Source organism: Microbacterium sp. NPDC079356, assembly GCF_049545465.1.
Lineage (GTDB): Bacteria > Actinomycetota > Actinomycetes > Actinomycetales > Microbacteriaceae > Microbacterium > Microbacterium gawkjiense.
This window is the reverse complement of the sequence record NZ_JBMWDN010000004.1, coordinates 159,322-185,389: the sequence shown is the minus strand read 5'-3', so window position 1 is coordinate 185,389 and position 26,068 is coordinate 159,322. Positions and strand designations below refer to the sequence as shown.

Below are 26,068 nucleotides of genomic sequence, written 5' to 3'. Positions count from 1 at the left end.
ATTCCTCTCATCCCCGTCAACCGGCTACGAACGGCTGTTGCAGCACCTTGGGCACTCGCGCGAGATCGCGACGACCGCGGCGACATCGAGCGCGACGCGACGCCGCGGGACGTCGCATCATCCGAGAACTCGGGCTATCAGCCCGCCGCGCGCCCCCCACCGCTCGCGCCGGCAGAGTCACCCCTCGTCGGTCTCGATCTCGCCGTTCGCGATCGCGTCGGCGTAGGTGCGGATGTCGGGGCCGGGCTCCCAGTCGATGAACTCGTCCTTCAGCCTGCCGGTGAGCGCGGCGTACGCCTCGTCCGAGGACATCCCGTCACCGGAGCGGGCCAGGTGGACGACCGCCTCCCGCAGCACCCGGTCGGCGTCGTCGAGGATCTTGCCGCGTGCTTCGTCGTTCCAACGGATCTCTGAGCTCTTCATGCCGCGACGCTAGCCCGGCGGGCGGATGCCGCATCCCGGCTTGCTTTCTCGGCCTCGATGCGCTTGCCCTGTACCTCATCGCCGCGACCCTGGCAACGGCATCCCGACCCTCCACGGCAGACCGAAGGATGGAGGCAGCGGCAGAGGCCCGCCTCACACGGGTCCCCCGCCCGGTCGGGCCCCCGCGGAGGAGCCGGTCGTGAGCAGCACCACATCCCGAGGCGTCGCCGTCGTCACCGGCGGCAGCGCCGGACTCGGCCGCGCGATCGTGCGCGAACTCGCCGCCCGCGGCTGGGACGTCGCCGTCCTCGCCCGAGGATTCGAGGGAGTGGATGCCGCGGCCACCGAGGTGCGCGCCAAGGGCCGCCGCGCGCACGGCATCACCGTCGACGTCGCCGATCACGCTGCCCTCGAGCTCGCGGCGGCCGAGGTCGAGGCGGAGCTCGGCGAGATCGACCTGTGGGTGAACAACGTCATGTCCGGCTCGATCGCCCCCTTCCTCGACACGACCCCGGAGGACTACGAGCGCGCGACGCAGGTCACCTACCTCGGCACCGTCAACGGTACGCGCTCCGCGCTGCGACGGATGCGGGGGCGCGACCGCGGCCACATCATCCAGATCGGCTCGGCCCTCGCCCACCGCGGCATCCCGCTGCAGGCGGCGTACTGCGGGTCGAAGCACGCGATCCACGGCTTCACCGACTCGGTCGTGTCCGAGCTCACGCACGAGGGGAGCGCCGTCGCGGTCTCGATCGTCGACATGCCGGCGCTCAACACGACGCAGTTCGGTTGGGTGAAGTCGCCGTTCTCGAAGCACCCGCAGCCGGTGCCGCCGATCTACCAGCCCGAGGTGGGCGCCCGCGCGGTCGCCGACGTCGCCGACAAGCCGCGCCGCCGCACCTGGGTGGGCGAGTCGACCGTCGGCCTCGTCCTCGGCACGCGGGTGGCGGGCCGGTTCATGGACTGGTACCTCGCCAAGAACGCGTGGGAGGGTCAGTTCGCCGACGACAAGGGTTCGTCGACCACCCCGCCGAACCTCTACGAGCCGGTCACCGGCGACCACGGTGCGCACGGCGCGTTCGACGACCGCGCGCGCGGCGAGAGCCTGCAGACGCGCGCGCTGCGCCACCGGCGCGGGCTCTACACCGCGGCATCCGTCGTCGGGGCCGCCGCGGTCGCCGGCGCGGTGAAGCTCCTGCGACGCTGAACCCCGCCCCCCAGACCCCTGACCCCGGAGGTCGGCCGCGGGTAGCATCCCATCTCGTGCCCGCCTACTTCGAACGCCTCGCTTCCGAAGGTGTGAACGAGACCCGGTTCCAGCCCACCGCCTTCACCGGCGGCGCGTGGAACGTCACCGAGCAGCACGTCGCCCCGCCGATCGGCCTGCTCGCGCACGCCATCGAGGTCGACCATGCGGCGCGCAGCCCGCAGCCCATGCAGCTCTCGCGCCTATCGGTCGACATCCTCGGGGTCATCCCGATCGACGAGGTCGAGGTGACGTGTCGCGTGCTGCGGCCGGGTCGCAGCATCGAGCTCGTCGAGGCGACGCTCGCGCAGGGCGGTCGTCCCGCGCTCTCGGCACGGGCGTGGCTCCTGCACACGCGCGACACCGAGGCGCTCGCCGGCTCCGCGCACCCGGCGATGCCGCCCCGCGACGCGATCGAGCGCGTCGACCCGTCGTCGGCGTGGCCCGGCGAGTTCATCGCGACGGTCGGCGAGGTGCGCCGCCGGCAGGAGGCGCCCGGTCGCGCCTGGACCTGGATCCTGCCCGCCGTGCCGCTGCTCGAGGGCGAGCCGGTCTCGACGACGGCGCGCCTCGTGTCGCTCATCGACATCGCGAACGGCGTGACCCCGCGCGTCGATCCGCGCGAGGTCGCGTTCCCGAACCTCGACCTGACCCTCCACCTCGTCCGCGCCCCCGAGGACGGCTGGATCGGCTTCGACACGACCGTCACGTTCGGCGCGACGGGGCTCGGGATGACGCACACCGTCCTGCACGACGAGCGCGGCGTCGTCGGCTCGGTCGTGCAGTCCCTCACCGTGAGGCCGCACCGATGACCGCGCCCCTCGCCGGGAGGACCGCCCTCGTCACCGGCGTCTCGCGCCGGCGCGGGATCGGGTACGCCGTGGCGACGCGGCTCGCGCAGCTCGGCGCGAGCGTGTTCATCCAGCACTGGCGCCCCCACGACCTCGACCGGCCGTGGGGTGGCGACGATCTCGACGCGGTGCGCACCGGCATCCGCTCGGCCCTCGTCGGCGACGCGACCTTCGGGGACGTCGAGACGGATCTGACGGATGCCGCGGCGATCCCGGGTCTCATCGACGCCGCGGCCGCGCTCACCGGACGCCTCGACATCTTCGTCTGCAACCACGCGAAGAGCGGCGACGACGGCAGCATCCTCGACATGACCGCCGACCGGCTCGACGCGTTCTGGGACACCAACACCCGGTCGACGCTGCTGCTGACCGCGGAGTTCGCCCGTCGCCTCGCGCCGCCGCAGTCCGGTCAGCGTCGCCCGGGCGACGCGGTCGAGGGTTCGAAGCCCTACGCCGAGCCGACCGGTCGCGTCTTCTGGATGACGTCCGGGCAGGGTCACGGCGCGATGCGCGGCGAGGTCGCCTACGCGACGAGCAAGGCGGCACTCGCGGGGGTCACCCGCACCGTCGCGGCGGACCTCCTCGATCTCGGCATCGTCCTCAACACGATCAACCCGGGACCCGTGAACACCGGGTACATGGACCCCGACAGCGCCGACCGCGACACTTCGGGCCTCGACGAATGGCTGCGCACGACCGCGTTCGGCCGCGTCGGCGTGCCCAGCGACCCCGCGGCCCTCATCGGCTGGCTGTCGACCGCCGAGGGCGCCTGGATCGTCGGGCAGGTGCTCACGAGCGACGGCGGGTTCAGCCTGTAACGAGACATCCGCACGATCGGTGGGGCAGGCGTCGCCTCGCCGCGACGCGCACGCCGCACCGGCACCGCCGGTCGTGCATTCATGCGCGACGCGCCGAGCGCGCCGCATCCGCTTAGAGTCGCTTCAGCACCCGTCGGCGCCGACGGGATCGTCGAAGGGGACGTACGCATGACAACGGATGCCGCAGACGCGATCGTCGTCGGAGCGGGGCTCGCCGGGCTGGTCGCCGCATCCGAGCTGCTCGACGCGGGCAGGCGCGTGCTGATCGTCGAGCAGGAGCCCGAGGCGAGCTTCGGCGGACAGGCGTGGTGGTCGTTCGGCGGACTCTTCCTCGTCGACTCGCCCGAGCAGCGCCGTCTCGGGGTGAAGGACTCGCTCGAGCTCGCGCGGCAGGACTGGTTCGGCTCGGCCGGGTTCGACCGGCCCGAGGATCGCTGGCCGCGCGCGTGGGCCGAGGCGTACCTGCAGTTCGCCGCCGGTGAGAAACGGGCGTGGCTGCGGGAGCGCGGCATCCGCTTCTTCCCCATCGTGGGCTGGGCCGAGCGCGGTGGCGACCGGGCGACCTCGCACGGCAACTCGGTGCCGCGGTTCCACATCACGTGGGGCACCGGTCCGGGCGTGCTCGAGCCCTTCGTGCGCCGCGTGCTCGAGGGGGTCGCGGCCGGCCGGGCGCGTGTCGCGTTTCGTCACCGCGTCGACCGTCTCGAGGTCGAGGGCGGCGCGGTCGTGGGTGTCAGCGGCGCCGTGCTCGCGCCCGACGACGCCGAGCGCGGCGCCCCGAGCAACCGCGACGAGACCGGCGGGTTCTCGTTCCGCGCCGGGGCCGTGCTCGTCTCGAGCGGCGGCATCGGCGGCAATCACGACCTCGTCCGCGCGCAGTGGCCCGCGCGAATGGGACGCCCGCCCGAGACGATGCTCTCGGGCGTCCCCGCGCACGTCGACGGACGGATGCTGGGGGTCGCCGCCGAGGCGGGCGCGCACCTCATCAACGGCGACCGGATGTGGCACTACGTCGAGGGCATCCAGAACCACAGCCCCGTGTGGCCGAGCCACGGCATCCGGATCCTGCCGGGGCCCTCGTCGCTGTGGCTGGATGCCACCGGTCACCGTCTGCCCACGCCGCTGTTCCCGGGGTTCGACACGATCGGCACGCTCGAGCACATCGTGCGCGGCGGTCACGATCACAGCTGGTTCGTGCTCAACCAGGCGATCCTGAAGAAGGAGTTCGCGCTGTCCGGCAGCGAGCAGAACCCCGACCTCACCGGCAAGGACGTGAAGCTGCTCGCGCAGCGGCTGAAGCGCGGCCGGGCGACCGCGTCGGTCGAGGCGTTCACCGAGCGCGGGGCGGACTTCATCGTCGCCGACACGGTTCCGCAGTTGCTCGAGCGGATGCGGGCGGCATCCGCTCTGCTCGACATCGACCGCGTGCGGCTCGAGCTCGAGGCGCGCGACCGCGAGATGACGAACCCGTTCACGAAGGACGCGCAGGTCACGGCCGTGCGGCAGGCGCGGCGCTACCGCGGCGACAAGCTACTGCGCGTCGCGACGCCCGGTCCGATCGCCGATCCCCGGGCCGGTCGCCTCATCGCCGTCAAGCTGCACATCATCACGCGCAAGAGTCTCGGCGGCATCGAGACCGACCTGTCGGGCCGCGCGCTCGCCGCCTCGGGCGAGCCGATCCCCGGGCTCTACGCCGCCGGTGAGGCGAGCGGCTTCGGTGGCGGCGGCGTGCACGGCTACCGCGCGCTCGAGGGCACCTTCCTCGGCGGCTGCATCTTCTCGGGCCGCATCGCGGGCCGCGCGATGGCCGCCGCGGTGTGACACCGCGTGCGTTCCCCTGTCACAACACGCCGCCCCACGCCGCAGTTCGTGACAGGCAAGCGCTGGGTCGGGGCCCTGGCGCCGCTACGCGACGGCGCCGGAGACGCGCGGCAGCGTGATGGGCGAGGTCACGACGCGCGCCGCGGCCTGCAGCTGGTCGAGGGCGCCACGGGTGAGGGAGCGCACGGCGCTGAGGGTCTCTCCCGTGAGCGCGGCGATCTCGGTCTGGCTATAGCCGCCGAAGTAGGCGAGCGCGATGACCCGCTGCTGCTCGAGGCTCATGTCGCCCAGTCGCGCCCGCGACAGGGCCTCCGCCTGCGCATCGAGGGTGCGCCGGTGCGCGATCGCGTGACGGTGGGTGAGCAGCAGGACCCAGGCCCGCGGATGCCGCGCCTCGGCCTCCGCCGCGTGTTCCCACACGTGCACGTAGACCTCCCGCAGCACGCGCTGCGCCGGCTGCTCGTTCCGCAGGATGTGGGTCGCGAGCGTGTAGGCGCTCGCGCAGGTCGCGTCGTAGAGCCGCGCGAAGGCGTCCGCGTCACCGGTGGCCGTGCGGGCCAGCAGATTCGACAGCTCGGTGTCCGTCAGCGGAAGGGGGTGCGACATGACCTCATCGTGCGCCTCCCGAGCCGTTCATTCGAGCCGTTGCCCCCGTCGGGAGTCGGTGCTAGCCGACATCCAGTCATCTGAATGGACGAATCGCCCGCGTGCGCGACCCGCGAACGCACGGAGCGGATGCCGCATCCGCAACGTTTCGTCAACCGGTGCCGATGACGTACCCGGCGGTGGAAAAGTTGAGCCCATGACCGTTCCCACTCTCACACTCAACGACGGACACACCATCCCCCAGCTGGGCTTCGGCGTCTTCCAGGTCGATCCCGCCGAGGCCGAACGCATCGTCAGCGTCGCCCTCGAAGCCGGCTACCGCCACATCGACACGGCGGCGGTGTACGGCAACGAAGAGGGTGTCGGTCGCGCGATCGCGGCCTCCGGCATCCCCCGCGACGAGCTGTTCATCACCACGAAGCTGTGGAACTCCGAGCAGGGCCGCGACACCGCGCGTCCCGCGATCGAGGCGAGCCTCCAGAAGCTCGGGCTCGACTACGTCGACCTGTACCTGATCCACTGGCCGCGCCCCGACAAGGACCGCTACGTCGAGACGTGGCAGCAGTTCGAGACCTTCCAGGCCGACGGCCTGACCCGCTCCATCGGCGTCTCGAACTTCCACCAGCCGCACCTGCAGCGCCTTTTCGACGAGACCGACACCGTGCCGGCGGTCAACCAGATCGAGCTCCACCCGGCGTTCGCGCAGCGCGAGCTCCGCGCGTTCCAGGAACCGAAGGGCATCCACACCGAGTCGTGGGGCCCGCTGGGCCAGGGCAAGTACGACCTGTTCGGCGAGAAGGCGGTGGCGGATGCCGCCGAGGCCCACGGTGTGAGCCCGGCGCAGGTCGTCATCCGCTGGCACCTGCAGGAGGGCCTCATCGTCTTCCCGAAGTCGTCGACGCCCGAGCGCATCCGCACGAACTTCGACGTGTTCGGCTTCGAGCTGACGTCGGAGCAGGTCGAGGCCATCAACGCGCTCGACCGCGGCCAGCGCGTCGGCGCCGACCCGGACACCGCCACGTTCTGACCCGTTCACCGAGGAGGGGCGCCGAGGAATCGGCGCCCCTTTTTTCGTGGACCCCCCTTACGTCTCCCAGGGAGGGCTCGATACAATCGATCGACCTCGAATCGATTCGAACCCCCTGAAAGCCCCCATGGCCACCTCCCTCACGACGGGCCGCCCTTGGCGCGTCATCCTGCTGTTCACCCTGCCGCTCATGATCGGCAACGTGGTGCAGCAGCTGTACCACTTCGCCGACACGATCGTCGTGGGTCGGCTGCTCGGCGTCGACGCGCTCGCCGCCGTGGGAGCGACCGGCAGCCTGCTCTTCCTGCTGCTCGGTTTCGCGTGGGGTCTCACGTCCGGGTTCGCGATCCCGACCGCGCAGGCCTACGGAGCGATGGATGCCGCCGGTGTCCGCCGCTCCGTCGCCACCGGCGCCGTCCTCAGCGGCATCACGACGGTCATCCTGACCGTCGGCGCGCCGCTGCTCGCCGAGCCCGCACTCGTGGCGCTGCAGACGCCGCCCGAGCTGCTCGCGGACGCGACCGTCTTCGCCCAGGTGAGCTTCCTCGGCGCCGGGGCGCTCATGTTCTTCAACTTCCTGTCCGCCGTCATCCGTGCGATCGGCGACTCCCGGACCCCGCTCGTCTTCCTCATCGTCGCGTGCGCCCTGAACGTCGTGCTCGTGATCGCCGCGATCGCGTGGCTCGGCCTCGGTGTCGCCGGCGCGGCTCTCGCGACCGTCGTCGCCCAGGGTGTCTCGGTACTCCTGTGCCTCGAGTTCGTGCGCCGCCGCATCCCCGAACTGCACCTGAAGCGCGAGGACTGGCGCATCACCCGCGCCGACATCGTCGCGCACCTGCGTCTCGGTCTGCCGATGGGCTTCCAGGCGTCGATCATCGCGATCGGTGCGCTGACCGTGCAGGTCGCGCTCAACACGCTCGGCGGCGAGGCGATCGCGGCCTACACTGCGGCATCCCGTGTCGACGGCCTCGCCGTCGCCCTGCTGCAGTCGATGTCGCTCGCGGTCTCGATGTACGTCGCCCAGAACTACGGCGCCGGCCGTCCCGACCGCATCCGACGCGGCGTCGTGCAGGCGACGTGGATCGCCGTCGGAGCGGCGGTGGCCCTCGGCATCCTGCTCATCTCCCTCGGCGGCCCGATCGTCCGCATCTTCGTCGGAGACGGCGCGGACGACGTCGTGCACCTCGCGGTCTCGATGCTCGTCATCAACGGTTTCAGTTACACCGCCCTCGGCATCCTGTTCGTCACGCGCGGTGCGCTGCAGGGGCTCGGCAACGCCGTCATTCCGACGGTGACGGGTGTCGTCGAGCTCGTCGCGCGGGCGGTGGCGGCGATCCTGCTGGGAGCCCTGTTCGGGTTCATCGGCGTGGCGTGGTCGAACCCGCTGGCGTGGATCTCGGCGGCGATCATCCTGATCCCGGCGTACATCCGCGCGCACCGGATGCTCGCGACGATGCCGATGGCGCCGATGACCATCACCCCGACCACGCCGATCGCCGTCATCGGACCGGTCGACGGCTCGATGACGGTCGAGACGGTCGTGACGCAGCCGGTCCCGCTGCCGAAGCCCACCTCGCGGATGCGCCGCGCCCTGCGTCGCCGCGCCGGCACGTCGCGCCGCCTCGCCCGCAAGCGCTGAGGCCGAGGTCCCGATCCGGCCGGGACGGTCCTCGTCGAACCGCTGCTGCTCGCACTGCGCCGTGTCGCGGAGGAGCTCGTCTCGGGCGAACGCTTCGGCGCAACCGATACCTGAGCGAAACCTGTGGGGTGCATGATCGTGGGGTGACCACCGTGTTCCCCGCGCTGACCGAGACCCCCGACCCGCAGTTCGTGATGGTGGGGGACGGCTACCGCATCGCGACGTACGAGTGGGGACCGGCGGATGCCCCGACGGTCATCCTCGTGCACGGTTTCGCCTCGAGCGCCCGCGACAACTGGGTGAACACGGGCTGGGTGCGCGACCTGCTGCGCGCGGGGTACCGCGTGCTCGCCGTCGACCAGCGCGGACACGGCGCGAGCGACAAGCCGCATGAGTCGCGTGCCTACGCGCTGCGGACGATGGTGACCGACCTCGAGGCCGTGCTCGACACCTACCTCGTCGACGAGGCGCTGTACGTCGGGTACTCGCTCGGCGCCCGCGTCGGGTGGGAGGTCGCCCGCGACCTGGAGCCCCGCATCCCGCGCGTCGTCCTCGGCGGCGTCCCCGACGGGGTGCCGCTCGGTCGTCTCGATCTCGACCAGGTGCAGGCGTACGTCGACGAGGGAGAGCCGGTGACGGATGCCGTGACCCACGACTACATCACCCTCACCGAGCGGGTGCCCGGCAACGACCTGCGGGCGCTGCTCGCGATCGCCCGCGGCATGCGCGCAACGGGCACGGTCGACCCCGACCCCGGCAAGGCACCCGCCCAGCCGGTGCTCTTCGCGACGGGCACGAAGGACGGCATCATCGAGGGCTCGAAGTCGCTCGCCGCCGCGACCCCGCAGGGCCGGTTCGTCGAGATCCCCGACCGTCACCACTTCAACGCACCGGGTTCCCGCGTCTTCCGAGAGGCGGCGCTGGCCTTCCTCGCCGAGTAGGCCGCGCCGCGGCATCCGTCGACGTCCCATTCCGGCTGGGAAAGGTCGCGACATACCCGGCCCGATCGGGACCTCGCCGCGCGCTACGCTCGCGCCATGACCGACCTTCCCTCGTGGGGCGTCGCAGCGGATTCGCCGACGGCCGAGCACTACCGCACCTTCGGCGCGCGCGAAGCGGCCGGATCATCGGCGACGTACGAGGACTGGGCGCTCGGGATCGCGGACGACGGCGACATGCTCGCGCTGATCGACGAGCTCCCCCGCGCCAAGCGGCAGGCGAACCTCGTCTTCGCCGACTGCCGCATCGAGAGCGCTACGCCCCCGACCCGCCTGCCCGAGGTGGTGTGGCGCGGTGGTATCGACCTGAACCCGCTCGATCCGGCCGACCCCGACACCCTCGCCTGGCTCGACGCGCTCGTGTGGCCCGAGCACGACGACCGCCGCGCCCGCCTCGCCGCCGCGGCGCGCATCGCGGCATCCGATCCCGCGCCGATCCGCGCCGGCGACCTGAACGACCTGATCGCGGATGCCGCGGCATCCGCCCCTCGCGATGCGACCCTCGTCGTCTTCCACACGGCGGTGCTCGCGTACCTGACCCCCGAGGACCGCGACCGGTTCCGGCGGACGATGGCCGATACGGATGCCGTGTGGCTCTCGAACGAGGGGCTCGGCGTCTTCCCTGAGTTCGAGCGGGTGGTGCCGCCCGGTGAGCGGCACCGGTTCGTGCTGGCGGTCGACGGCGAGCCCGTCGCACTCACGCATCCGCACGGGCGAAGCTACCGCGCGCTCTGACCCCGCTCCGGGGACGCGACCCGTCGCCGCGCGGCATCCCACCCGACGAAACGCGTCCCCGGAACCGCCCCCTCGCCCCACGAGCGCGCGAGTGGCAACATCGACTCCACAGCAGGAGGGAACCACCATGGCAGGCAAGACCAGCGGGGGAGCCGGCTTCAGCGACGCCGAGAAGGCCGCGATGAAGCAGCGGGCCGATGAGCTCAAGGCGATGAAGGGCCTGAAGGGCCTCGCCAAGATCGAGAAGGAGAACCAGGCCTGCCTCGACGCGATCGAGGCGCTCGAGGGCACCGATCGCATCATCGCCGAGCGGGTGCACGTCATCGTCCTTGAAGAGGCGCCCCACCTCAACCCGAAGACGTTCTACGGCTTCCCGGCCTATGCGAAGGACGGCAAGGTCGTCGTCTTCTGGCAGCCGGCATCCAAGTTCAACACCCGTTACGGCACGGTCAGCTTCGACGAGCCCGCGCAGCTCGACGACGGTCCGATGTGGCCGGTCTCATTCGCGGTGATCGAGATGACGGATGCCGTGGAGCAGCGCATCCGCGAACTCGTCAGGGCTGCGGCACCGCGAGACTGACGATCCGGTCGTCGCCCTCGCGGGGCGACCCCCGCCCGTCGGTGTTGTTGGTGAGCACGAACAGCGTGCCGTCGGGGCCGATGGTCACGTCGCGGAGCCGGCCGTACTCGGAGGTGAGGTCGGTCGACGTCGACGGATCCGCGACGGGAACGGCGCGGAGCACGCGGCCGCGCAGGTTCGCGATGACGATCGTGTCGTTCACGACGGCGATGCCGCTGGGGCTGGCGGCATCCGTCGGCCACGTCTGCACCGGGTCGATGAACCCGTCCGCCTCGCCGCCGGTCCCCTCAACGTACGGCCAGCCGTAGTTGCCGCCGGGCTCGATGATGTTGAGCTCGTCGCGGTAGTTGCGACCGAACTCGCTCGCGAACATCGTGCCGTCCTCGGCCCACGCGAAGCCCTGCACGTTGCGGTGACCGAGGCTGTAGACGGGGGAGTCGGGGTCGGGATTGTCCGACGGGATGCTGCCGTCGGGCGCGATCCGCAGGATCTTGCCCGCGAGCGAACCGGGGTCCTGCGAGGCGGGTTCGTCGCTCGTGTCGCCGTTCGCGATGTAGAGCATCCCGTCGGGACCGAACGCGATGCGCCCACCGTTGTGGTGGGTGCCCGCCGGCATCCCGTCGATGACCGACTCCGGTTCGCCGAGCCCGAAAGAACCCGCAGAGCCTGTGATCGGGTAGCGCTGCACCCGGTTGCCGTCGCGGGCGGTCGAGTAGACGAACAGGTCGTCGCCGTCGATCGCGAGACCCAGCAGACCGCCCTCGTCGCTGTGCACCACGCCCTCGACCGTCGCGACGACACGCGTCGCACCGTCCGCCGCGACCTCGAGGATGCGGGCCCTGTCGCGTTCGCTCACGAACACGGTGTCCCCGTGCACGGCCATCGACCACGGGGCCTCGAGCCCCGTCGCGACGGTGCGCGGCGTCACCGGGGTGGGCGTCGGGGTGGGCGTGGCCGTGGGGGTGACGGTCGGCGTCGGCGACGCGGCAGTCGGCTGCTCGACGGTCGGCTGCCCGGGCGCCGCGCACCCCGCGAGAGCGAGGGCCGCGGCGAGGCCGAGCCCGGCGGACGAGGCGGCGGAGCGGCGGCGCGGGGACATACGCTCAGTCAACCGCATCCTGTCGCGCCGGAGGCCGGAACCGGGCGGACGACCTAAACTGGGGGCATCCCGTCCCCGTCCCCGAGAGACAGCCTGTGCCTGACGCCGCCCCCCGTACCTTCGAGGTGCGCCACCTGCAGATGGGGCGCGCCCTCTTCGCGGCGATCGCGGCGGTCATGATCACGTTCTCGGTCGACCACTCCGCGCAGGTCGGCGGAGCCGTCTTCAGCGGGTTCGCCGTGGCCACCGCACTCATCCTGATCCTGTCGGCGTGGCTCGTGTTCCGCGCGGGTGAGCGCTGGCAGGCGGTGCTCCTCGGCATCCTGACCCTCGTCGCGGGCATGATCGCGACCCTGCCCGTCGCGCGCACCGTCGACGGATACTTCACGGTCGTCCTCGTCTGGGCGCTCGCGGCCGGCGTCGCGGAGCTCGTGATCGGCATCGTCGGCCGCCGCCGGGGCGCACCCGCCGCGCGCGAGTCCGTCTTCGTCGGCGCCCTCACGATCGTGCTGGGTGTCGCGCTGGTGTTCATCCCGCGCGAGTACATGCTCGAGTACTACATCGACGAGGCGCGTCGCTCCTTCACCCTCACCGGCATCACGATCGGCGTCGGTGTGTTCGGCGGCTACGCGGCGATCGTCGCGGTGTACCTGGGGATCGCCGCATTCTCACCTCGTCCCGCTGCGGTCCCCGCGGTGGAGACGGCCGACACGGATGCCGCTGGAGGCCGCTCATGACCGACAAGAACCCGACCCGCCGCGACCTGATGCGCCCGGTCCAGCTGCTCGGCTTCGCGCTGCTCGCGGCCCTGTTCGCCGGGATCGTGACCCTCGTCTCGATGGGGGTGCTGCAGGATCAGCGTCCGACCAGCGACGTCGACCAGCACCTGCGTGCCTGGGGCGTCGCCGCGATCGTCGCCGGGGTCACCTTCATCGCGACGCTCGTGATCATGGCGCTGTCGCTGCTGGTCGTCGACCCCGCGCAGGTCAGCAAGCAGGTCGACCGCGGCCTGCTCCTCGACCCGGAGGACGACGCCGCTCCGGACGCCCCCGGCGACGCCGGCCGCGGCCCGCGCTCCCCGCACTGACCCGCGCGCCCGCGCAGCGCCCCGCGCTCAGCGCAGCAGGTCGACGAGCCGGTCGGCGAGACCCGCGTAGCCGGCGGGGGTGAGCGCGAGCAGGCGCTGTTTCGCGGCATCCCCGATGTCGAGGCCGTTCACGAACTCGGCGAGTTCGGGCGCCCCGACGCGGCGGCCGCGGGTGAGGTCCTTCAGCAGGGCGTACGGGTCGGTGATCTGCGAGCGGCCCGCGACGATCTCGGCGCGGACGACGGTCTGGATCGCCTCGGCGAGGACCTCCCAGTTGGCGTCGAGGTCGGCCAGCAGCACGTCGCGCGACAGCGAGATCTCGGTGAGCCCGCGCTGCAGGTTGTCGAGCGCGAGCAGCGAGTGGCCGAAGGCGACGCCGATGTTGCGCTGCGTCGTCGAGTCGGTGAGGTCGCGCTGCTGGCGCGACGTGACGAGCGTCTGCGCGAGCGTTCCGAACAGCCCGCCCGAGATCTCGAGGTTCGCCTCGGCGTTCTCGAACCGGATGGGGTTGATCTTGTGCGGCATCGTCGACGAGCCGGTCGCACCCGCGACGGGGATCTGCGCGAAGAAGCCCATGGAGATGTAGGTCCATACGTCGGTGGCGAGGTTGTGCAGGATGCCGCCTGCGTGGCGCACGCGGTCGTACAGCTCGACCTGCCAGTCGTGCGACTCGATCTGGGTCGTCAGCTCGTTGAACCCGATGCCGAGGCCCTCGATGAAGCCGCGCGAGAGGGCGGGCCAGTCGACGTCGGGCTCGGCGGCGAGGTGCGCCGACCAGGTTCCGGTCGCCCCCGAGAACTTCGCGAGGTACTCGCCGCCTTCGATCTGGCCGGCGACCCGCTGCAGGCGCCACGCGAAGACGGCGAGCTCCTTGCCCATGGTCGAGGGCGTCGCGGGCTGACCGTGCGTGCGCGAGAGCATGACGGCATCCCGGTGCTCTTCGGCCAGCTGCGTCAGCGAGGCGATGACCGCGCGCAGCTTGGGCAGCCAGACCCGCTCGACGGCGCGCTGGACGGTGAGGGCGTACGAGGCGGAGTTGATGTCCTCGCTCGTGCACGCGAAGTGGGTGAGCTCGGCGATGGCGTCGAGCCCGAGCGACGACAGGCGGTCGCGGACGAGGTACTCGATCGCCTTCACGTCGTGCCGGGTGACGGCCTCCTTCTCGGCGAGCCAGGCGATGTCGTCGTCGCCGAAGTCGCGGTAGAGGCTGCGCAGCGACTCCTTCTGCTCATCGGTGAGCGCGGACGATCCGAACAGGCCGCGGTCGGTCAGCGTGATGATCCACTCGACCTCGACCTCGACGCGGGCCCGGTTGAGACCCGCCTCCGAGAGGTACTCGGCCAGCGGGGCGACCGCGGCGGCGTAACGACCGTCGAGCGGGCTGAGGGACATCGAGGGCAGGGAGGACACGCGACTCCGTTCGGTGGGGGGTGCGCTCACCGGCGAAGCGCGGGTTCGAGCTGCCGGAACAACGCCCGGCTGGCGCTCTCGATCATACCGAGCACCTCATCGAACATCGTGGGGCCGCCGTAGTAGGGGTCGGGCACGTCGAGGGCCCCGTCCGCCCGCGCATCGAAGCTGAGCAGCAGCGCGAGCTTGTCGACGTCGGCGGGGCTGCGCGCCCACTCCGACAGGATCCGCTCGTGCGAGCGGTCCAGCGCGATCACGAGGTCGTTGCGGTCGAAGTCCTCGCGGGAGAACTGCCGCGCGCGGTGCCGGGTGCCGTCGTACCCGCGGCGCTCCAGGGCCTCGAGCGTGCGGCTGTCGGCTCGTTCGCCGACGTGCCATTCCCCCGTGCCGGCGCTCGTCGAGACGACACGGTCGCCGAGGCCCGCCTGATCGGCGAACCACCGGAACACGACCTCCGCCATCGGGGACCGGCAGATGTTGCCCGTGCACACGAACAGCACACGGAAAGCATCATCGGGCTCGGGCACCCCTCCATTGTGCTGATCGTCGGGCCTTCTGCACAGAGCGGGTCCGCTGCGCGGCATCCACCGTCCGTTCCCGACGCCCTCCGAAGAGCGGATGCCGGGGGCACAGTCGACGCATGTCCGATGTTCTCGCGCCGTCCCCGTACCTGTGGGGCGCTCCCGTGGGGGAGCGTCTCGCCGCCCTCGACGACGGGATCGCTCTGCTGCGACAGGCCGACGATCAGGTGCTCGAGTTGCTCGCCGATGTCCGGCGGATCGCGCACCTCGTCGACTGGCGCGCCGAGGCCGCCGACGCGTTCCGTGAGGCGGTGGGCGCGTGGGAGGGCGAGGTCGCCCGGTTGTCGACGTCGATCGAGGGGGCGATCGACCAGGCGTACGGCGACCGCACCTGGGTCGAGGCGACGGGCTGATGGCGGAGATCGAGATCCGCGGCGGCCGCGTCGTCGCCGTCGACACCGAGACCCTGCGCAACGCGGCGGCGCAGACCGAGCTCGCGGTCGCCGACGCCGACACCGTCCGTGCCGGACTGACGCTGGCCGACCGCCTCCTCGGGTCCGCGACGATCGGCGGGGGCGCCGCGTACCTCGCCACTGCCGCGGGCGCGGTCGTCGAGCGGGGTCAGGAGCTCGCGCGCGCACTCCGTGACACGGCGACCGCGTACGAGATCGTCGAGCTGCAGGCGCGTGCGGCGATCGCCTGGCACGGGGACGCGCGCGATCGCGGCGACGTGGTGGACCTCGCCCGGAAGGTGGCGGAGCTCGAGGCATCCTCTCCCGCTGCGGCCGAGGCGGCGCGGCAGGCCGTCGCCGACGCGCCCGATCCCTTCGCGACGGTCGCGCGCGAGCTGTGGTGGACGACCCTCGCCTCCGGCCTCGCGCCCGTCGCAGTGGGCGCGCTCCGCTGGGGCGCGGCGGAGATCCGCGACCGCGGCACGGGAACGCTTCCCGAGGGGAGCCGTCTGCTCGGGAAGCCGGCCCGTCCCACCGTCGAGCTGGCGCGGTCCCAGCCGGGATCGGCGCCCGCGACGGTCGCCGACGTGGCGCGCCGCGTGCCCGGCGGCGGGCCGGGCGCCATCCGGGTCGAGCGGTACACGATGCCGGACGGGGGACGGCGGTTCGCGCTGTACCTTTCGGGCACACGGTTCGGAGAGGACCCCGGGACGTTCGACTGGTCGTCGAACGTCGCCCTGTACGACGGGATGAGGTCGTCGTCCTATGAAGCGAGCCGCATCGCGCTCGAGAAGGCCGGAGCGAAGCCCGGCGATTCGGTGATGGTCAGCGGGCACTCCCAAGGCGCCATGGTCGCCAGCCGGATCGCGCTCGAGAAGGAGTACGAGGTGCCGATGATCGTCGGGTTCGGCAACCCCGTCCAAGCCGACGTGGGGCCCGACACCCTCCAGGTCGACTTCCGGCACCGCGACGACGTGGTGCCGCTCTTGGCGGGCGGAGGCCACGACGCCGAGATCGGCGCCCCCGGGAGCATGGTCGTCGAGCGCACCGTCGACCCGCTTCCGTGGTTGAACTCCCACCAGATGGACGAGTACACCGCGACGTCCGAGCTGCTCGACGTCTCGACCGACCCGCGGATGGATGCCGTGCGCGACCGCCTCGCCGAGCTCGGCACGGCGGAATCGGTGGAGGTGTTCGTCTACGACACCGCCGAGGGCGTCAGCGCTTCGTCTGCGGACGCAGGATGATCCCGAAGACGAAGTTGATGAGCGAGATGATCAGGGCCGCGACGACGCCGAGCCAGAACGACTCGACCGACAGACCCCAGCCCCACCACTCGGTGAACCACCCCGTCAGCCAGAACAGGAAACCGTTGATCACCAGGGAGATGAGGCCGAGCGTCAGGATGTAGAGCGGGAACGCGACGATCTTCAGGATCGTCCCGATGACGGTGTTGACGATCGCGAAGACCGCCGCGACGGCGAGCAACGACAGCACGAGCTGCAGCGTCTCGCCGGGCTCGAATGGGGTCACCTCGACGCGCAGCGGCTCGATGAGGGTGACGACCCAGATCGCGAAGGCGTTGATCACGACGCGGACGATGAAGCGCATGCCCGCAGTCTCCCACGCCGTGCGTCCGCGGGCGAGGGACGGGCTGGCGCTCCCGCTCGTAGACTCGTCGCGTGACCGACATCCCCGTCCGGGTTCGTCCCGAGATCGCCGCGCTGCCCGCCTACAAGCAGGGCAAGCAGGCCGGCGCCACCGCCTACAAGCTCTCCAGCAACGAGAACCCGTTCGACCCGCTCCCCGGCGTCGTCGCCGCGGTGCGCGACGCGGTCGCCTTCAACCGCTACCCCGATGCGCTCGCCGCCCGGCTCCGCGCGCGCCTGGCGGAGCGGTTCGGGGTCACCGACGACCGCATCCACATCGCCGCCGGCTCGGTCTCGATCCTGTACCAGCTCGCGCAGGCCGTCGCCTCCGTCGGGGACGAGATCGTCCTGCCGTGGCGTTCCTTCGAGGCGTACCCGGGCATCGTGACCGTCACCGGCGCCACCCCCGTGATGGTCCCGCTGACGGATGCCGCTGCGGTCGACCTTCCCGCCCTCGCCGCCGCCGTCACCGACCGCACGCGCGCCGTCTTCGTCTGCACGCCGAACAACCCGACCGGCGCGGTCGTGACGCAGGCAGACTTCGACGCGTTCGTCGCCGCCGTCCCGGAGGACGTGCTGATCGTCCTCGACGAGGCGTACGTCGAGTTCGTGACGGATGCCGCAGCGGTCAATGGCGAGCGGGTCATCGCCGCTGGGCACGACAACGTCGTGGTCCTCCGCACCTTCTCGAAGGCCTATGGGCTCGCGGGCCTGCGCATCGGCTACGCCGTCGGGCACCCCCGCATCCTCGACGCCGCCCGCAGCGCCGGCATCCCCCTCTCCGTCACGGCGCAGGCCGAGGCCGCCGCGCTCGCGAGCCTCGACGCCGAGGACGACCTGCGCGAGCGCGTCGCCGTGGTGGCGCGGCGGCGTGACCTTCTGGTCGACCGCCTGCGCGAGATCGGATGGGACGTACCGACCGCGCAGGGCAACTTCGTCTGGCTCCCGGCCGGCGACCGATCGCTCGAGGTCGCGGCGGCCTTCGAGGCCGCCGACCTCGTGGTCCGGCCCCTCGCCGGCGACGGCGTGCGTGTGTCGGTGGGCGAGGAGGAGTCGATCGACCGCGTGGTCGAGGCCGCGGCATCCGTTCGCCCCTGACGGCGACCCATCTGCGAGCAGGCCGTCGCGCGGCACCCCGCCCGCGCTCCCCTGTCACGACACGCCGCGCGGCTCCGCACGTCGTGACAGGCGAGCGCCCGGCGCTGCGGCATCCTCGCGTTCCCCTGTCACGACACGCCGCGGGGCGCCGCACGTTGTGACAGGGGAGCGCGCGGGTCAGCCCTTCGCCTTGCGGACGAACAGCGTCTCGGTCTGCTCGAGCTCCATGCCCTTCGTCTCGGGCACGCGCCAGGCGACGTAGACGAACGACAGCGCCGCGAACAGCGCGTACATGCCGTAGGTGAGGGGCAGCGACCAGCTCGACATCGCGGGGAACGACACCGTGATGAGGAAATTCGCGATCCACTGCGCGCCGGCGGCGACGCCGAGGGCCTTGCCGCGGATGCGGCTGGGGAAGATCTCACCGAGCAGCACCCACACGAGCGGACCCCACGAGGCGCCGAATCCGACGACGAACAGGTTCGCCGCGATGAGCGCGACCGGCCCCCACGCGCCGGGCAGCGAGACCTCGCCGTCGACGGTGACCGCGAAGGCGAACGCGAGCGCCATGGTCGCGAGCGACAGGGTCATGAGCACCGAACCGGTCAGCAGGATCGGCTTGCGGCCGACACGGTCGACGAGCCAGATCGCGATGAGGGTCACGACGACGTTGGTGACCGAGGTGATCACGCTGATGAGCAGCGAGTTGCTCTCGTCGAAGCCGACCGCCTTCCAGAGGGTGGTCGAGTAGTAGAAGATCACGTTGATGCCGACGAACTGCTGGAACGTCGACAGGATGATGCCGACCCAGACGATGCCCTGCAGGCCGAGGACCGGGCCGCGCAGCGAGGCGCCCTTGGTCTTGCGGTCCTCGTCGATGGCGTTGCGGATCTCGTTGACGGACTTGTCGAGGTCGGCTTCGGGCACGAGTCGCGCGAAGATCTCGCGGGCCTCGTCGTTGCGTCCCTTCGCGAGCAGATAGCGGGGCGACTCGGGCATGGTGAAGGCCAGGATGCCGTAGACCGCCGCCGGGACGATGCCGACGAGGAACATCCAGCGCCACGCCTCGAGGCCGAGCCACAGCTGCTCCGACGCGCCGCCGGCGGTGTTCGCGAGGACGGCGTCGGAGAGGAGCGCGGCGAAGATGCCGAGCGTGATCGCGAGCTGCTGCAGCGACGCGAGGCTGCCGCGGATCTGCCGCGGCGCGATCTCGGCGATGTAGGCGGGGGCGACGACCGAGGCGATGCCGATGCCGATGCCGCCGATCACACGCCAGACGATCAGGTCGGGGACGCTGAAGGTCAGGCCCGATCCGATGGACGACACCAGGAACATGACGGCGCCGAGCATCATCGTCTTCAGGCGGCCCCAGCGGTCGGAGAGGCCGCCCGCGAGCACCGCGCCGACGGCGCAGCCGAGCAGGGCGACGGCGACGACGAAGCCGGTGAGGACGCTGTTCAGGTCGAAGTTCGACTCGATGGAGTCGACCGCGCCGTTGATGACGGACGAGTCGAATCCGAAGAGGAAGCCGCCGACCGCGGCGGCCACCGATAGGCCGATCGCTCGTCGGCCGTAGGGGCTCTTGATCGAGAAGGCGTCCGCAGGAATGGTCCCGGTAGTGCTCATGAGGTTCGAGGGTACGCCGGTGCGCGTCGGTCCTGCCCGCCCTTGCGCGCGCGACGAAAACCGATACGGGTGGGCGGCCCGGGTCTCAGTCGGTGATCGCCTCGGGGTCGGCTGCGCACCCGCACGACTCGCGGATCACGAGCCGGGTCGGCAGCACCGTGCGCGGGTCGAGGGTCTCGCCGAGGGCGCCGGCGGCGGCGCGCGCGCCGAGCTCGGCGACCGGCTGGTGCACGGTGGTCAACCGGGGCGAGGCGATCTCGGCGAGCGACTGGTCGTCGAAGCCCGTGATCGCGACGTCCTGCGGGATGCGGTGGCCGAGGCCGGGCAGCGTCGCGAGCAGACCGATCGCGAGCTCGTCGTTCGCGCAGACGAGCGCGTCGGGCAGTGCGCTCTCGTGCACCTGCCGGGCGGCGAGGGCGCCGCTGCGGACGTCGAGTCCGTAGCGCAGCGGCTCGCCGGCCTCGTCGAGCCCCGCCTCGCGCAGGGCGTCCCGGAAGCCTTCGTAGCGCAGCGTGGTGTCGGGCGATCCGGCCGGCTCGCCGACGAACGAGAGCCGGCGATGGCCGTGAACCTCGATGAGGTGGCGGGTGAGCTCCGCGGCGGCGCTGCGTCCGTCGGTCAGCACCGCCGGAGCGTCGTCGCTCTCGCCGGCGACCACGACGACGCGGCCGGCCGCGGCGAGTCGGGCGATCTCGGCATCCGGCACCGTCCCGCCGGCGATGATGAGTCCGTCGGTGCGCTCGGCGAGCTGGCGGACGGAGGCCACGGCGTCGGGGCGCAGGTGGGTGCCGAGGACGTTGATCGCGACGCCGCGCTCGACGGCGACCGACTCCGCGCCCTCGATGAGGGCGGCGAAGTACGGGCCGCCGAGGCCCGGGAGGAGGATGCCGAGGGTGTTGGTGCGCTGATACGAGAGGGCGCGGCCGAGGGACGAGGGGGTGTATCCCAGGCGGTCGATCGCCTCGCGGACGCGCTCCTTCGTTTCGCCGGCGACGCGGGGGTCGTCGTGCGTCACGCGCGACACCGTCGCGACCGAGACGCCCGCGGCCCGTGCGATGTCGCGGATCGTGGGGCGGGAGCTGCCGCCGTGCGAGCGGGTGCGCGACCGGGGGGTCTGCGCGTCGTGCGTCGTCATGTCCCTCCGTCACCTCCTCGTGAGATCGGGATCCGGCGATGTAACCGGATACATCGAGCGACTGTAGCGCTGGTAACCGGTTACATCAAGACCTTGCGCCCGCAGAATGGAGGGATGAGCTCGCTTCTCGTCGTCGCGCATCCGGATCCGCAGTCCTTCACGCACCACGTCGCCGACCGCCTCGCCGCCGCTCTGCCGGCGGGCGAGGTCGAGATCGCCGATCTCACGGCTGAGGGCTTCGACCCCCGCTTCACGCTCGCCGATCGGCACGCGTACGCCGTGGCGGGGGAGTACCCCGCGGACGTCGCCGCCGAGATGGCCCGCATCGACCGCGCCGACCATCTCGTGCTCGTCTTCCCGGTGTTCTGGTGGTCGATGCCCGCCCTCCTCAAGGGCTGGATCGATCGGGTGTTCGCGAACGGGTGGGCCTTCGGCGTCGGCGAGGGCGGCGGCATCCGTCCCGGACTCGGCAGGCTCACGGTGCACCTGGTGCCCGTCGCGGGATCGGATGCCGCGCTCTACGAGCGGCGCGGGTACGACCGCGCCTTCGCGACCCAGATCGAGACCGGCATCCTCGACTACTGCGGGGTGCGTCGCGGGCGGACCGAGTTCCTCTACGACGCGGATGCCGGTGGTGCCGCCGCCGACGTCGATGCCGTCGTCGCGCGCATCGCCGCCGCGGTCCGCGCCTGACGCTGCAGGGGGGCCCCGGGGCCCGAACGAACCGCGGGGGGAGGTCGGCTCGACGGCCCGGGGCTCCCGGACGCGTCGCCATGACAGGGGAGAGGCGATTCCGCGCGGACGACCCGGGGCTGGGTTGCCCGCGACGATACGCGTGCATCCGCCCGAGCGGAAGGGGTGAGACCCGGCTGGAGGGGGGTCTCCCCCGGACCCCAGCCGGGTCGTGGTGCTGTAGCGGGGCCCGCATGCGGAAACGCCTTTTGTCCCCCAGAGACCGATCCGAGTGCGGGCAAACCAGCTCCCCAAATGATGGTCCTACAGCACGTGAGAATCTACTCATGTTGGGTGGCGTTCTTGTCCCCCTTTCGGGGGACAAGCGTCGTGTGGTAGAACTTTCGGCCGCCTACGAGGATCGGCGTCGGAACGCGTCGCCGAGCCAGCGGTCGTAGGCCGCCCACGGGTCGCCGATGCGCTCTCGCACGGCGTCGATGTGCGCCGCGAGCACCCCGGTGAGCGTGAACCATTCGCCGCCCTCGCGAAGCTCGGCGAACTCGCGGTGCCGCTGCTGTTCCAGAGGGCGGTCGCCCGGTTCGAAGGCCAGCAGCTCGTCGTGCATGATCGCGGCCAACCGGCGCCGTGGCGTCGCCGACGTGCCGATCTTCACGCGGTCGCGGTACCGCAGGTAGTAGACGACGTCGATGCGCGGCGGCGGGATGTCGGGGTCGGGAGCGTCGCCCAGCCGCCATCCGCAGCGCGTGCAGTACCAGGCGTCGTCGCGGCGCTCGCCGATCGTGCCGCCGCAGAGGCGGCAGCGCGAGGGCAGGGCATCGGGCACGTGAGCATGGTGGCATCGACGACCGACACCCTGTCGATGTCGACGTTCGCCCGGCCTGGATGTAACCGGATACATCGGGTACAGTCCCCGTGGTGATCCCGGCGGCCTGAGACTCGCGCGCCGTCGCTTCGCGAGGAGATGGAGGTTCCCGAGGACCGGTTCGAGCGGATGCCTCCTCTCGAACCGACATCTCCTCGCGAACGCGACAGGGGCGCGGTTCCCGAAGGACCCGCGCCCCTGCGATGGGTGCCGCGGGGCGGCATCCGCTCAGTCGTCGAGTTCGGTCTCCAGCACCGTGCCGGACGCGTCGAGGGTGACCTCGACGATCTGACGGTCGCCCGTGAGGATCGACACGTCGAACGGGGAACGGTTGTCGTCGTCGGCGTCGACGTCGATGATGCGCCCGGGCTGCTCCGCGAGGGCCGCGTCGACCATGGCCTGCAGCGTGGCGGTGTCGAGCACGTTCTGCGGCGCGCGGTCGTCGGCGTCGGGTCCTTCCGTCTCGCGCACGACCGCCTGGCCGTCCGCGCCGACGAGGACCTCGGTCTCGGACCCGTCCGCGCCCGTGAGGGTGACGTCCCAGCTGCCGTCGCGGTTCCCGTCGATCGCGGTCGGCTCGCCGTCGGCGACGCCCTGCGCAGCCTTCGCGATGCCGTCGAGCGCTGCGGCGTCGGACGCACCGAACTCGCCGGACGCGGTCGTCGCCGCGGTGTCGTCGTCGACGTCGGGCGCGTCATCGTCGGTGTCGTCGACGCGCGTGCCGTCGGCCTCGCCCTGCGTTCCGGCGGCGGGGTCCTGCGTGCCGTCGGCCGCGCCCTGCTGGCTGACGGCGACGCCGTCCAGGCGGTCGTCGTCGTCGAGTGCGGAGCCGATCGCGACGCCGCCGCCGACGAGCACGAGTGCGCCGAGCGCTGCGCCACCGGCGATCAGCGCGGTGCGGCCGCGCCGCTTCGCGGGCTTCTCCGCCGCCGGCTCGGCGGCGGGCGTGTATGGCTGGGTGGGGGTGGACGGGTCGGGGGTGATGGTGTTCTCGCTCATGCACCCAGAGTGCAGATCGGGCACTGAAGCCCACCTGAAGCGACCTGAAGCGGTCTTCAGGATGTCGGGATGCCAGGATCGAGGGATGTCCGAGAGCCTCTCCTCCGCCGCCTTCCCCCTCGATCGTGACGCCGCCGACCGGATGTGGGCCGACTACCGCGCCGCCCATCCCGCTGCCGCGGCGGCAGGACCGGACCACACGGTCGAGCACTTCGGCGACAGCCCGCGGCTCGCGGACCAGCTCCTCGACGCCGTGCTGAACGGTCCGAAGCGGGCGACCTCCGAACTGGTCGCGGAGTTCTTCGAGCACGGCGACCAGCTGCCGCGGATCGGTTCGCACTGGATCGCGTGCGACGGCACCGGCGCGCCGCGCATCATCATCCGCAGCATCGAACTGCGCGTCGGCCCGTTCGCGAGCGCCGACGCGGCCTTCGCGTTCGACGAGGGCGAGGACGACCGCTCCCTGGAGAGCTGGCAGCGCGAGCACCGCCGCTACTTCACGCGGGTCGCCGCCGCCCGCGGCGCGGAGTGGTCCGAGGACGACGAGATCGTCTTCGAGCGGTTCGCCGTGGTCTGGCCGCCCGAGCACGCCGACTGAGCGCTCCTGCCTGAGCGCTCCTGCCTGAGCGCCACCGCCGCCCTCAGTCCGCGGCGGGCAACCGGACCGTGAAGCGCGCGCCGCCCAGCGGCGATTCGCCCACCGTCACCGTGCCTCGCGAGGCCCGCACCACGCCGGCGACGATCGCGAGGCCGAGGCCGCTGCCCCCGGCATCCCTCGCCCGACCTTCGTCGAGACGCACGAAGCGCTCGAAGACGCGCTCGCGCTCCGAGGTGGGGATGCCGCTGCCGTCGTCGTCGACCGTCAGCACCGCGTCGGCACCGTCGCGGGCGACTCCCACCGCGATCCGGGATGCCGCGTGCCGCGCCGCGTTGTCGGCCAGGTTCCGGGCGATCCGCCCGAGCAGACGTTCGTCGCCCGTGACCTGCACCGCCGTGATCGCGGAGCCGTCGACGCTCACTCCGGCTGCGCGCAGGCGCGACACCTCGGCGAGGGCGAGGTCGTCGAGGTCCACGACACCCCGCTGCGAGGGGGCCCGCTCGTCGAGCCGGGCGAGCACCAGCAGGCCCTCGACGAGGTCCTGCATCCGAAGCCCCTCCTCCGTGACGACCTCGGCGAGGTCGTCGAGGCTCGTCGCCTCGGGGTGGGCACGCGCGAGTTCCGCGTGCTGGCGCATGGTCGCGAGCGGCGAGCGCAGCTCGTGCGAGGCATCCGACACGAACCGGCGCTGGGCGGTGGCGGACGCGTCGAGCCGGTCGAGCATGCGGTTCATCGTGCCGGCGAGGGCCGCGATCTCATCACCCGACGACGGCTCGACGACCCGCCGGTCGAGGCGGTCGCCGGTGATCTCGTCGACTTCGCGGCGGATGCGCTCGACGGGACGCAGGGCGCGGCCGACGACCCACCAGGTGACGGCCGCGACCACGACGGCGACGAGCAGGGTGGATGCCGCGAGCAGCCATCCGGCGGTGGCGAGGGTCGCGTCGTCGTCCTCGACGGGCACCGCCAGCACGACCCGCGCGTCGGCGGACGGCTCATCGTCATCGTCGTCGCTTTCGCGGCCGCCGTCGTCGTCGACGTCCGCCACGACGACGAGGACGCGTTCGCCGTCGTACACGACGGTCTCGCCGTCGCGGTCGGCGGGCAGCGCTCCCGCGCGGGCATCGTCCGAGGCGGCGACGACGGTACCCGCGCCGTCGACGACCTGCACGATGTCGTCGTCGAGGTCGTCGACGGCGTCGCCCCCGAACTCGTCGACGCGCACGGCGATCTCCCCCGCCCGTGTCTCGGCGGTCCGGGTCGTCGCGCCGCGGATCTCCGCGCCGAGCACGGCACTGAAGCTCAGCGAGGCGAGGACCATGACGACCGCGACGATGAGGGTCGCCGCGGCGGTGATGCGCGTGCGGAGCGACCTGACCCGCGGCATCCGCTCAGCCACCGTCGGCCGCCAGTCGGTACCCGGCGCCGCGGACGGTCTCGATCGCGTTCCGGTCGAAGGGACGGTCGAGCTTGCGGCGCAGATGCCCGACGTAGACCTCGACGATGTTCGGGTCGCCGTCGAAGTCGTCGTCCCAGACACCGGCGATGAGGTCGCGCTTGGAGACGACCTGGCCCTTGTGGCGGATGAGATGCAGCAGCACGGCGAACTCACGCGAGGTCAGCTCGACGGCCGTGTCGCCCCGGCGGACGCGGCGCGCGGCGGGGTCGACGTGCAGGTCGCCGGCCTCGAGCGCGACGGGACGTTCGACTCCGCCGCGGCGGATGAGGGCGCGCAGCCGCGCGACCAGCACGGGGTACGAGAAGGGTTTCGTGACATAGTCGTCGGCGCCCGCGTCGAGCGCGTCGACCTGGTCCCACTCGCCGTCTTTGGCGGTCAGCATGAGGACGGGGGTCCAATTCTCCTCGGCGCGGAGGGCCTCGCAGACCTTCCAGCCGCTCAGGCCCGGCATCATCAGGTCGAGCACGATCGCGTCGTAGCTCGTCTCGCGGGCGCGCCACAGCCCGTCGACGCCGTTGTGCGCGACGTCGACGGCGAACCCCTCGGCTTCGAGCCCGCGCCGCACGCCGTCCGCCAGGCGCACCTCGTCGTCGACCACCAGAACACGCATGCGCCCAGTGTGGCGTGCGCACGCTG

Annotated in this window: 28 protein-coding genes; 16 read left to right on the top strand and 12 right to left on the bottom strand. The window is 71.9% G+C overall.

Annotated features, from left to right (window positions below):
• Positions 1-177: 177 nt before the first annotated feature.
• Positions 178-423: a hypothetical protein gene (locus ACPEH0_RS11390; RefSeq protein ID WP_366214592.1), complete on the bottom strand. Its 246-nt coding sequence runs from the start codon at positions 421-423 to the stop codon at positions 178-180.
• Between the two features lie 199 nt (positions 424-622).
• On the opposite strand from ACPEH0_RS11390, the gene ACPEH0_RS11385 reads away from it, so the two are divergent.
• From ACPEH0_RS11385 to ACPEH0_RS11370, 4 genes are all read left to right on the top strand, one after another.
• Positions 623-1,630 carry an SDR family oxidoreductase gene (locus tag ACPEH0_RS11385; protein WP_366214591.1) on the top strand — a complete coding sequence of 336 codons (1,008 nt, stop codon included), beginning with the start codon at positions 623-625 and terminating at the stop codon, positions 1,628-1,630.
• A gap of 56 nt (positions 1,631-1,686) precedes the next feature.
• Complete coding sequence (locus tag ACPEH0_RS11380) at positions 1,687-2,481, top strand: thioesterase family protein (protein ID WP_311286427.1); 795 nt, start codon at positions 1,687-1,689, stop codon at positions 2,479-2,481.
• The gene (locus tag ACPEH0_RS11375) at positions 2,478-3,338 is read left to right on the top strand and encodes an SDR family oxidoreductase (protein ID WP_366214590.1); all 861 of its coding nucleotides are present in this window, start codon (positions 2,478-2,480) and stop codon (positions 3,336-3,338) included. The genes ACPEH0_RS11380 and ACPEH0_RS11375 overlap by 4 nt, the downstream gene beginning before the upstream one ends.
• A gap of 168 nt (positions 3,339-3,506) precedes the next feature.
• Positions 3,507-5,159, top strand: coding sequence for an FAD-binding dehydrogenase (locus ACPEH0_RS11370; RefSeq protein WP_366214589.1), 1,653 nt, complete (start codon positions 3,507-3,509; stop codon positions 5,157-5,159).
• Between the two features lie 84 nt (positions 5,160-5,243).
• On the opposite strand, the gene ACPEH0_RS11365 is transcribed toward ACPEH0_RS11370, so the two are convergent.
• Positions 5,244-5,765 (bottom strand): sigma factor-like helix-turn-helix DNA-binding protein, encoded by a 522-nt coding sequence (locus ACPEH0_RS11365; RefSeq protein ID WP_366214588.1) that lies wholly within the window; start codon positions 5,763-5,765, stop codon positions 5,244-5,246.
• A gap of 196 nt (positions 5,766-5,961) precedes the next feature.
• On the opposite strand from ACPEH0_RS11365, the gene ACPEH0_RS11360 reads away from it, so the two are divergent.
• The 5 genes from ACPEH0_RS11360 to ACPEH0_RS11340 all read left to right on the top strand — a co-directional run bounded on the left by ACPEH0_RS11360 (position 5,962) and on the right by ACPEH0_RS11340 (position 10,744).
• On the top strand, positions 5,962-6,792 hold the full coding sequence (locus ACPEH0_RS11360) for an aldo/keto reductase (protein ID WP_253034676.1): 831 nt from the start codon (positions 5,962-5,964) through the stop codon (positions 6,790-6,792).
• A 127-nt stretch (positions 6,793-6,919) separates the two neighbouring features.
• Complete coding sequence (locus ACPEH0_RS11355) at positions 6,920-8,431, top strand: MATE family efflux transporter (protein WP_366214587.1); 1,512 nt, start codon at positions 6,920-6,922, stop codon at positions 8,429-8,431.
• Between the two features lie 143 nt (positions 8,432-8,574).
• Complete coding sequence (locus tag ACPEH0_RS11350) at positions 8,575-9,372, top strand: alpha/beta fold hydrolase (protein ID WP_366214586.1); 798 nt, start codon at positions 8,575-8,577, stop codon at positions 9,370-9,372.
• Positions 9,373-9,468: 96 nt separating this feature from the next.
• Positions 9,469-10,164, top strand: coding sequence for a DUF2332 family protein (locus ACPEH0_RS11345; protein ID WP_217528732.1), 696 nt, complete (start codon positions 9,469-9,471; stop codon positions 10,162-10,164).
• 127 nt (positions 10,165-10,291) lie between these two features.
• Positions 10,292-10,744, top strand: coding sequence for a hypothetical protein (locus ACPEH0_RS11340; protein WP_217528730.1), 453 nt, complete (start codon positions 10,292-10,294; stop codon positions 10,742-10,744).
• Here the strand turns inward: ACPEH0_RS11340 and ACPEH0_RS11335 are convergent.
• Complete coding sequence (locus ACPEH0_RS11335; RefSeq protein ID WP_366214585.1) at positions 10,719-11,843, bottom strand: PQQ-dependent sugar dehydrogenase; 1,125 nt, start codon at positions 11,841-11,843, stop codon at positions 10,719-10,721. The genes ACPEH0_RS11340 and ACPEH0_RS11335 overlap by 26 nt on opposite strands.
• A 95-nt stretch (positions 11,844-11,938) precedes the next feature.
• Here ACPEH0_RS11335 and ACPEH0_RS11330 point away from each other — a divergent pair, with 95 nt between their 5' ends.
• Together ACPEH0_RS11330 and ACPEH0_RS11325 are read left to right on the top strand one after the other, a co-directional pair.
• Entirely contained in the window at positions 11,939-12,580 is a 642-nt protein-coding gene (locus ACPEH0_RS11330) for an acyl-CoA synthetase (protein WP_217528727.1), read from the top strand.
• Positions 12,577-12,930 (top strand): hypothetical protein, encoded by a 354-nt coding sequence (locus ACPEH0_RS11325; protein WP_217528725.1) that lies wholly within the window; start codon positions 12,577-12,579, stop codon positions 12,928-12,930. Before ACPEH0_RS11330 ends, ACPEH0_RS11325 begins: the two co-directional genes overlap by 4 nt.
• Positions 12,931-12,957: 27 nt before the next feature.
• Here the strand turns inward: ACPEH0_RS11325 and purB are convergent, their stop codons facing one another.
• Together purB and ACPEH0_RS11315 are read right to left on the bottom strand one after the other, a co-directional pair.
• On the bottom strand, positions 12,958-14,340 hold the full coding sequence (gene purB, locus ACPEH0_RS11320) for an adenylosuccinate lyase (RefSeq protein ID WP_217529182.1): 1,383 nt from the start codon (positions 14,338-14,340) through the stop codon (positions 12,958-12,960).
• A gap of 26 nt (positions 14,341-14,366) precedes the next feature.
• Complete coding sequence (locus tag ACPEH0_RS11315; RefSeq protein ID WP_064002909.1) at positions 14,367-14,840, bottom strand: low molecular weight protein-tyrosine-phosphatase; 474 nt, start codon at positions 14,838-14,840, stop codon at positions 14,367-14,369.
• A 140-nt stretch (positions 14,841-14,980) separates the two neighbouring features.
• Between ACPEH0_RS11315 and ACPEH0_RS11310 the strand changes: the two genes are divergently transcribed.
• Positions 14,981-15,274: a hypothetical protein gene (locus ACPEH0_RS11310; protein WP_366214584.1), complete on the top strand. Its 294-nt coding sequence runs from the start codon at positions 14,981-14,983 to the stop codon at positions 15,272-15,274.
• Positions 15,274-16,560, top strand: a complete 1,287-nt coding sequence (locus tag ACPEH0_RS11305) for a hypothetical protein (protein WP_366214583.1) — start codon at positions 15,274-15,276, stop codon at positions 16,558-16,560. The genes ACPEH0_RS11310 and ACPEH0_RS11305 overlap by 1 nt, the downstream gene beginning before the upstream one ends.
• On the opposite strand, the gene ACPEH0_RS11300 is transcribed toward ACPEH0_RS11305, so the two are convergent.
• Positions 16,532-16,924, bottom strand: a complete 393-nt coding sequence (locus ACPEH0_RS11300; protein ID WP_217528719.1) for a phage holin family protein — start codon at positions 16,922-16,924, stop codon at positions 16,532-16,534. The genes ACPEH0_RS11305 and ACPEH0_RS11300 overlap by 29 nt on opposite strands.
• A 71-nt stretch (positions 16,925-16,995) precedes the next feature.
• Here ACPEH0_RS11300 and ACPEH0_RS11295 point away from each other — a divergent pair, with 71 nt between their 5' ends.
• Positions 16,996-18,060, top strand: coding sequence for a histidinol-phosphate transaminase (locus tag ACPEH0_RS11295; RefSeq protein WP_366214582.1), 1,065 nt, complete (start codon positions 16,996-16,998; stop codon positions 18,058-18,060).
• Positions 18,061-18,237: 177 nt separating this feature from the next.
• Here the strand turns inward: ACPEH0_RS11295 and ACPEH0_RS11290 are convergent, their stop codons facing one another.
• Both ACPEH0_RS11290 and ACPEH0_RS11285 read right to left on the bottom strand, forming a co-directional pair.
• Positions 18,238-19,686, bottom strand: a complete 1,449-nt coding sequence (locus ACPEH0_RS11290) for a sugar porter family MFS transporter (RefSeq protein ID WP_217528715.1) — start codon at positions 19,684-19,686, stop codon at positions 18,238-18,240.
• Between the two features lie 85 nt (positions 19,687-19,771).
• Positions 19,772-20,821: a LacI family DNA-binding transcriptional regulator gene (locus ACPEH0_RS11285; RefSeq protein ID WP_366214581.1), complete on the bottom strand. Its 1,050-nt coding sequence runs from the start codon at positions 20,819-20,821 to the stop codon at positions 19,772-19,774.
• A gap of 114 nt (positions 20,822-20,935) precedes the next feature.
• On the opposite strand from ACPEH0_RS11285, the gene ACPEH0_RS11280 reads away from it, so the two are divergent.
• Entirely contained in the window at positions 20,936-21,514 is a 579-nt protein-coding gene (locus ACPEH0_RS11280) for an NAD(P)H-dependent oxidoreductase (protein WP_359918560.1), read from the top strand.
• A gap of 391 nt (positions 21,515-21,905) precedes the next feature.
• Here ACPEH0_RS11280 and ACPEH0_RS11275 read toward each other — a convergent pair whose 3' ends face one another.
• Both ACPEH0_RS11275 and ACPEH0_RS11270 read right to left on the bottom strand, forming a co-directional pair.
• Positions 21,906-22,337, bottom strand: a complete 432-nt coding sequence (locus ACPEH0_RS11275; RefSeq protein WP_366214580.1) for a GIY-YIG nuclease family protein — start codon at positions 22,335-22,337, stop codon at positions 21,906-21,908.
• Positions 22,338-22,604: 267 nt separating this feature from the next.
• Positions 22,605-23,375 (bottom strand): PepSY domain-containing protein, encoded by a 771-nt coding sequence (locus tag ACPEH0_RS11270; protein WP_366214579.1) that lies wholly within the window; start codon positions 23,373-23,375, stop codon positions 22,605-22,607.
• An 85-nt stretch (positions 23,376-23,460) separates the two neighbouring features.
• Between ACPEH0_RS11270 and ACPEH0_RS11265 the strand changes: the two genes are divergently transcribed.
• Entirely contained in the window at positions 23,461-23,973 is a 513-nt protein-coding gene (locus ACPEH0_RS11265; RefSeq protein ID WP_366214578.1) for an ASCH domain-containing protein, read from the top strand.
• A gap of 43 nt (positions 23,974-24,016) precedes the next feature.
• Here ACPEH0_RS11265 and ACPEH0_RS11260 read toward each other — a convergent pair whose 3' ends face one another.
• Both ACPEH0_RS11260 and ACPEH0_RS11255 read right to left on the bottom strand, forming a co-directional pair.
• Entirely contained in the window at positions 24,017-25,360 is a 1,344-nt protein-coding gene (locus ACPEH0_RS11260; protein ID WP_366214576.1) for a sensor histidine kinase, read from the bottom strand.
• A 4-nt stretch (positions 25,361-25,364) separates the two neighbouring features.
• On the bottom strand, positions 25,365-26,042 hold the full coding sequence (locus ACPEH0_RS11255) for a response regulator transcription factor (protein WP_366214575.1): 678 nt from the start codon (positions 26,040-26,042) through the stop codon (positions 25,365-25,367).
• Positions 26,043-26,068: the final 26 nt, after the last annotated feature.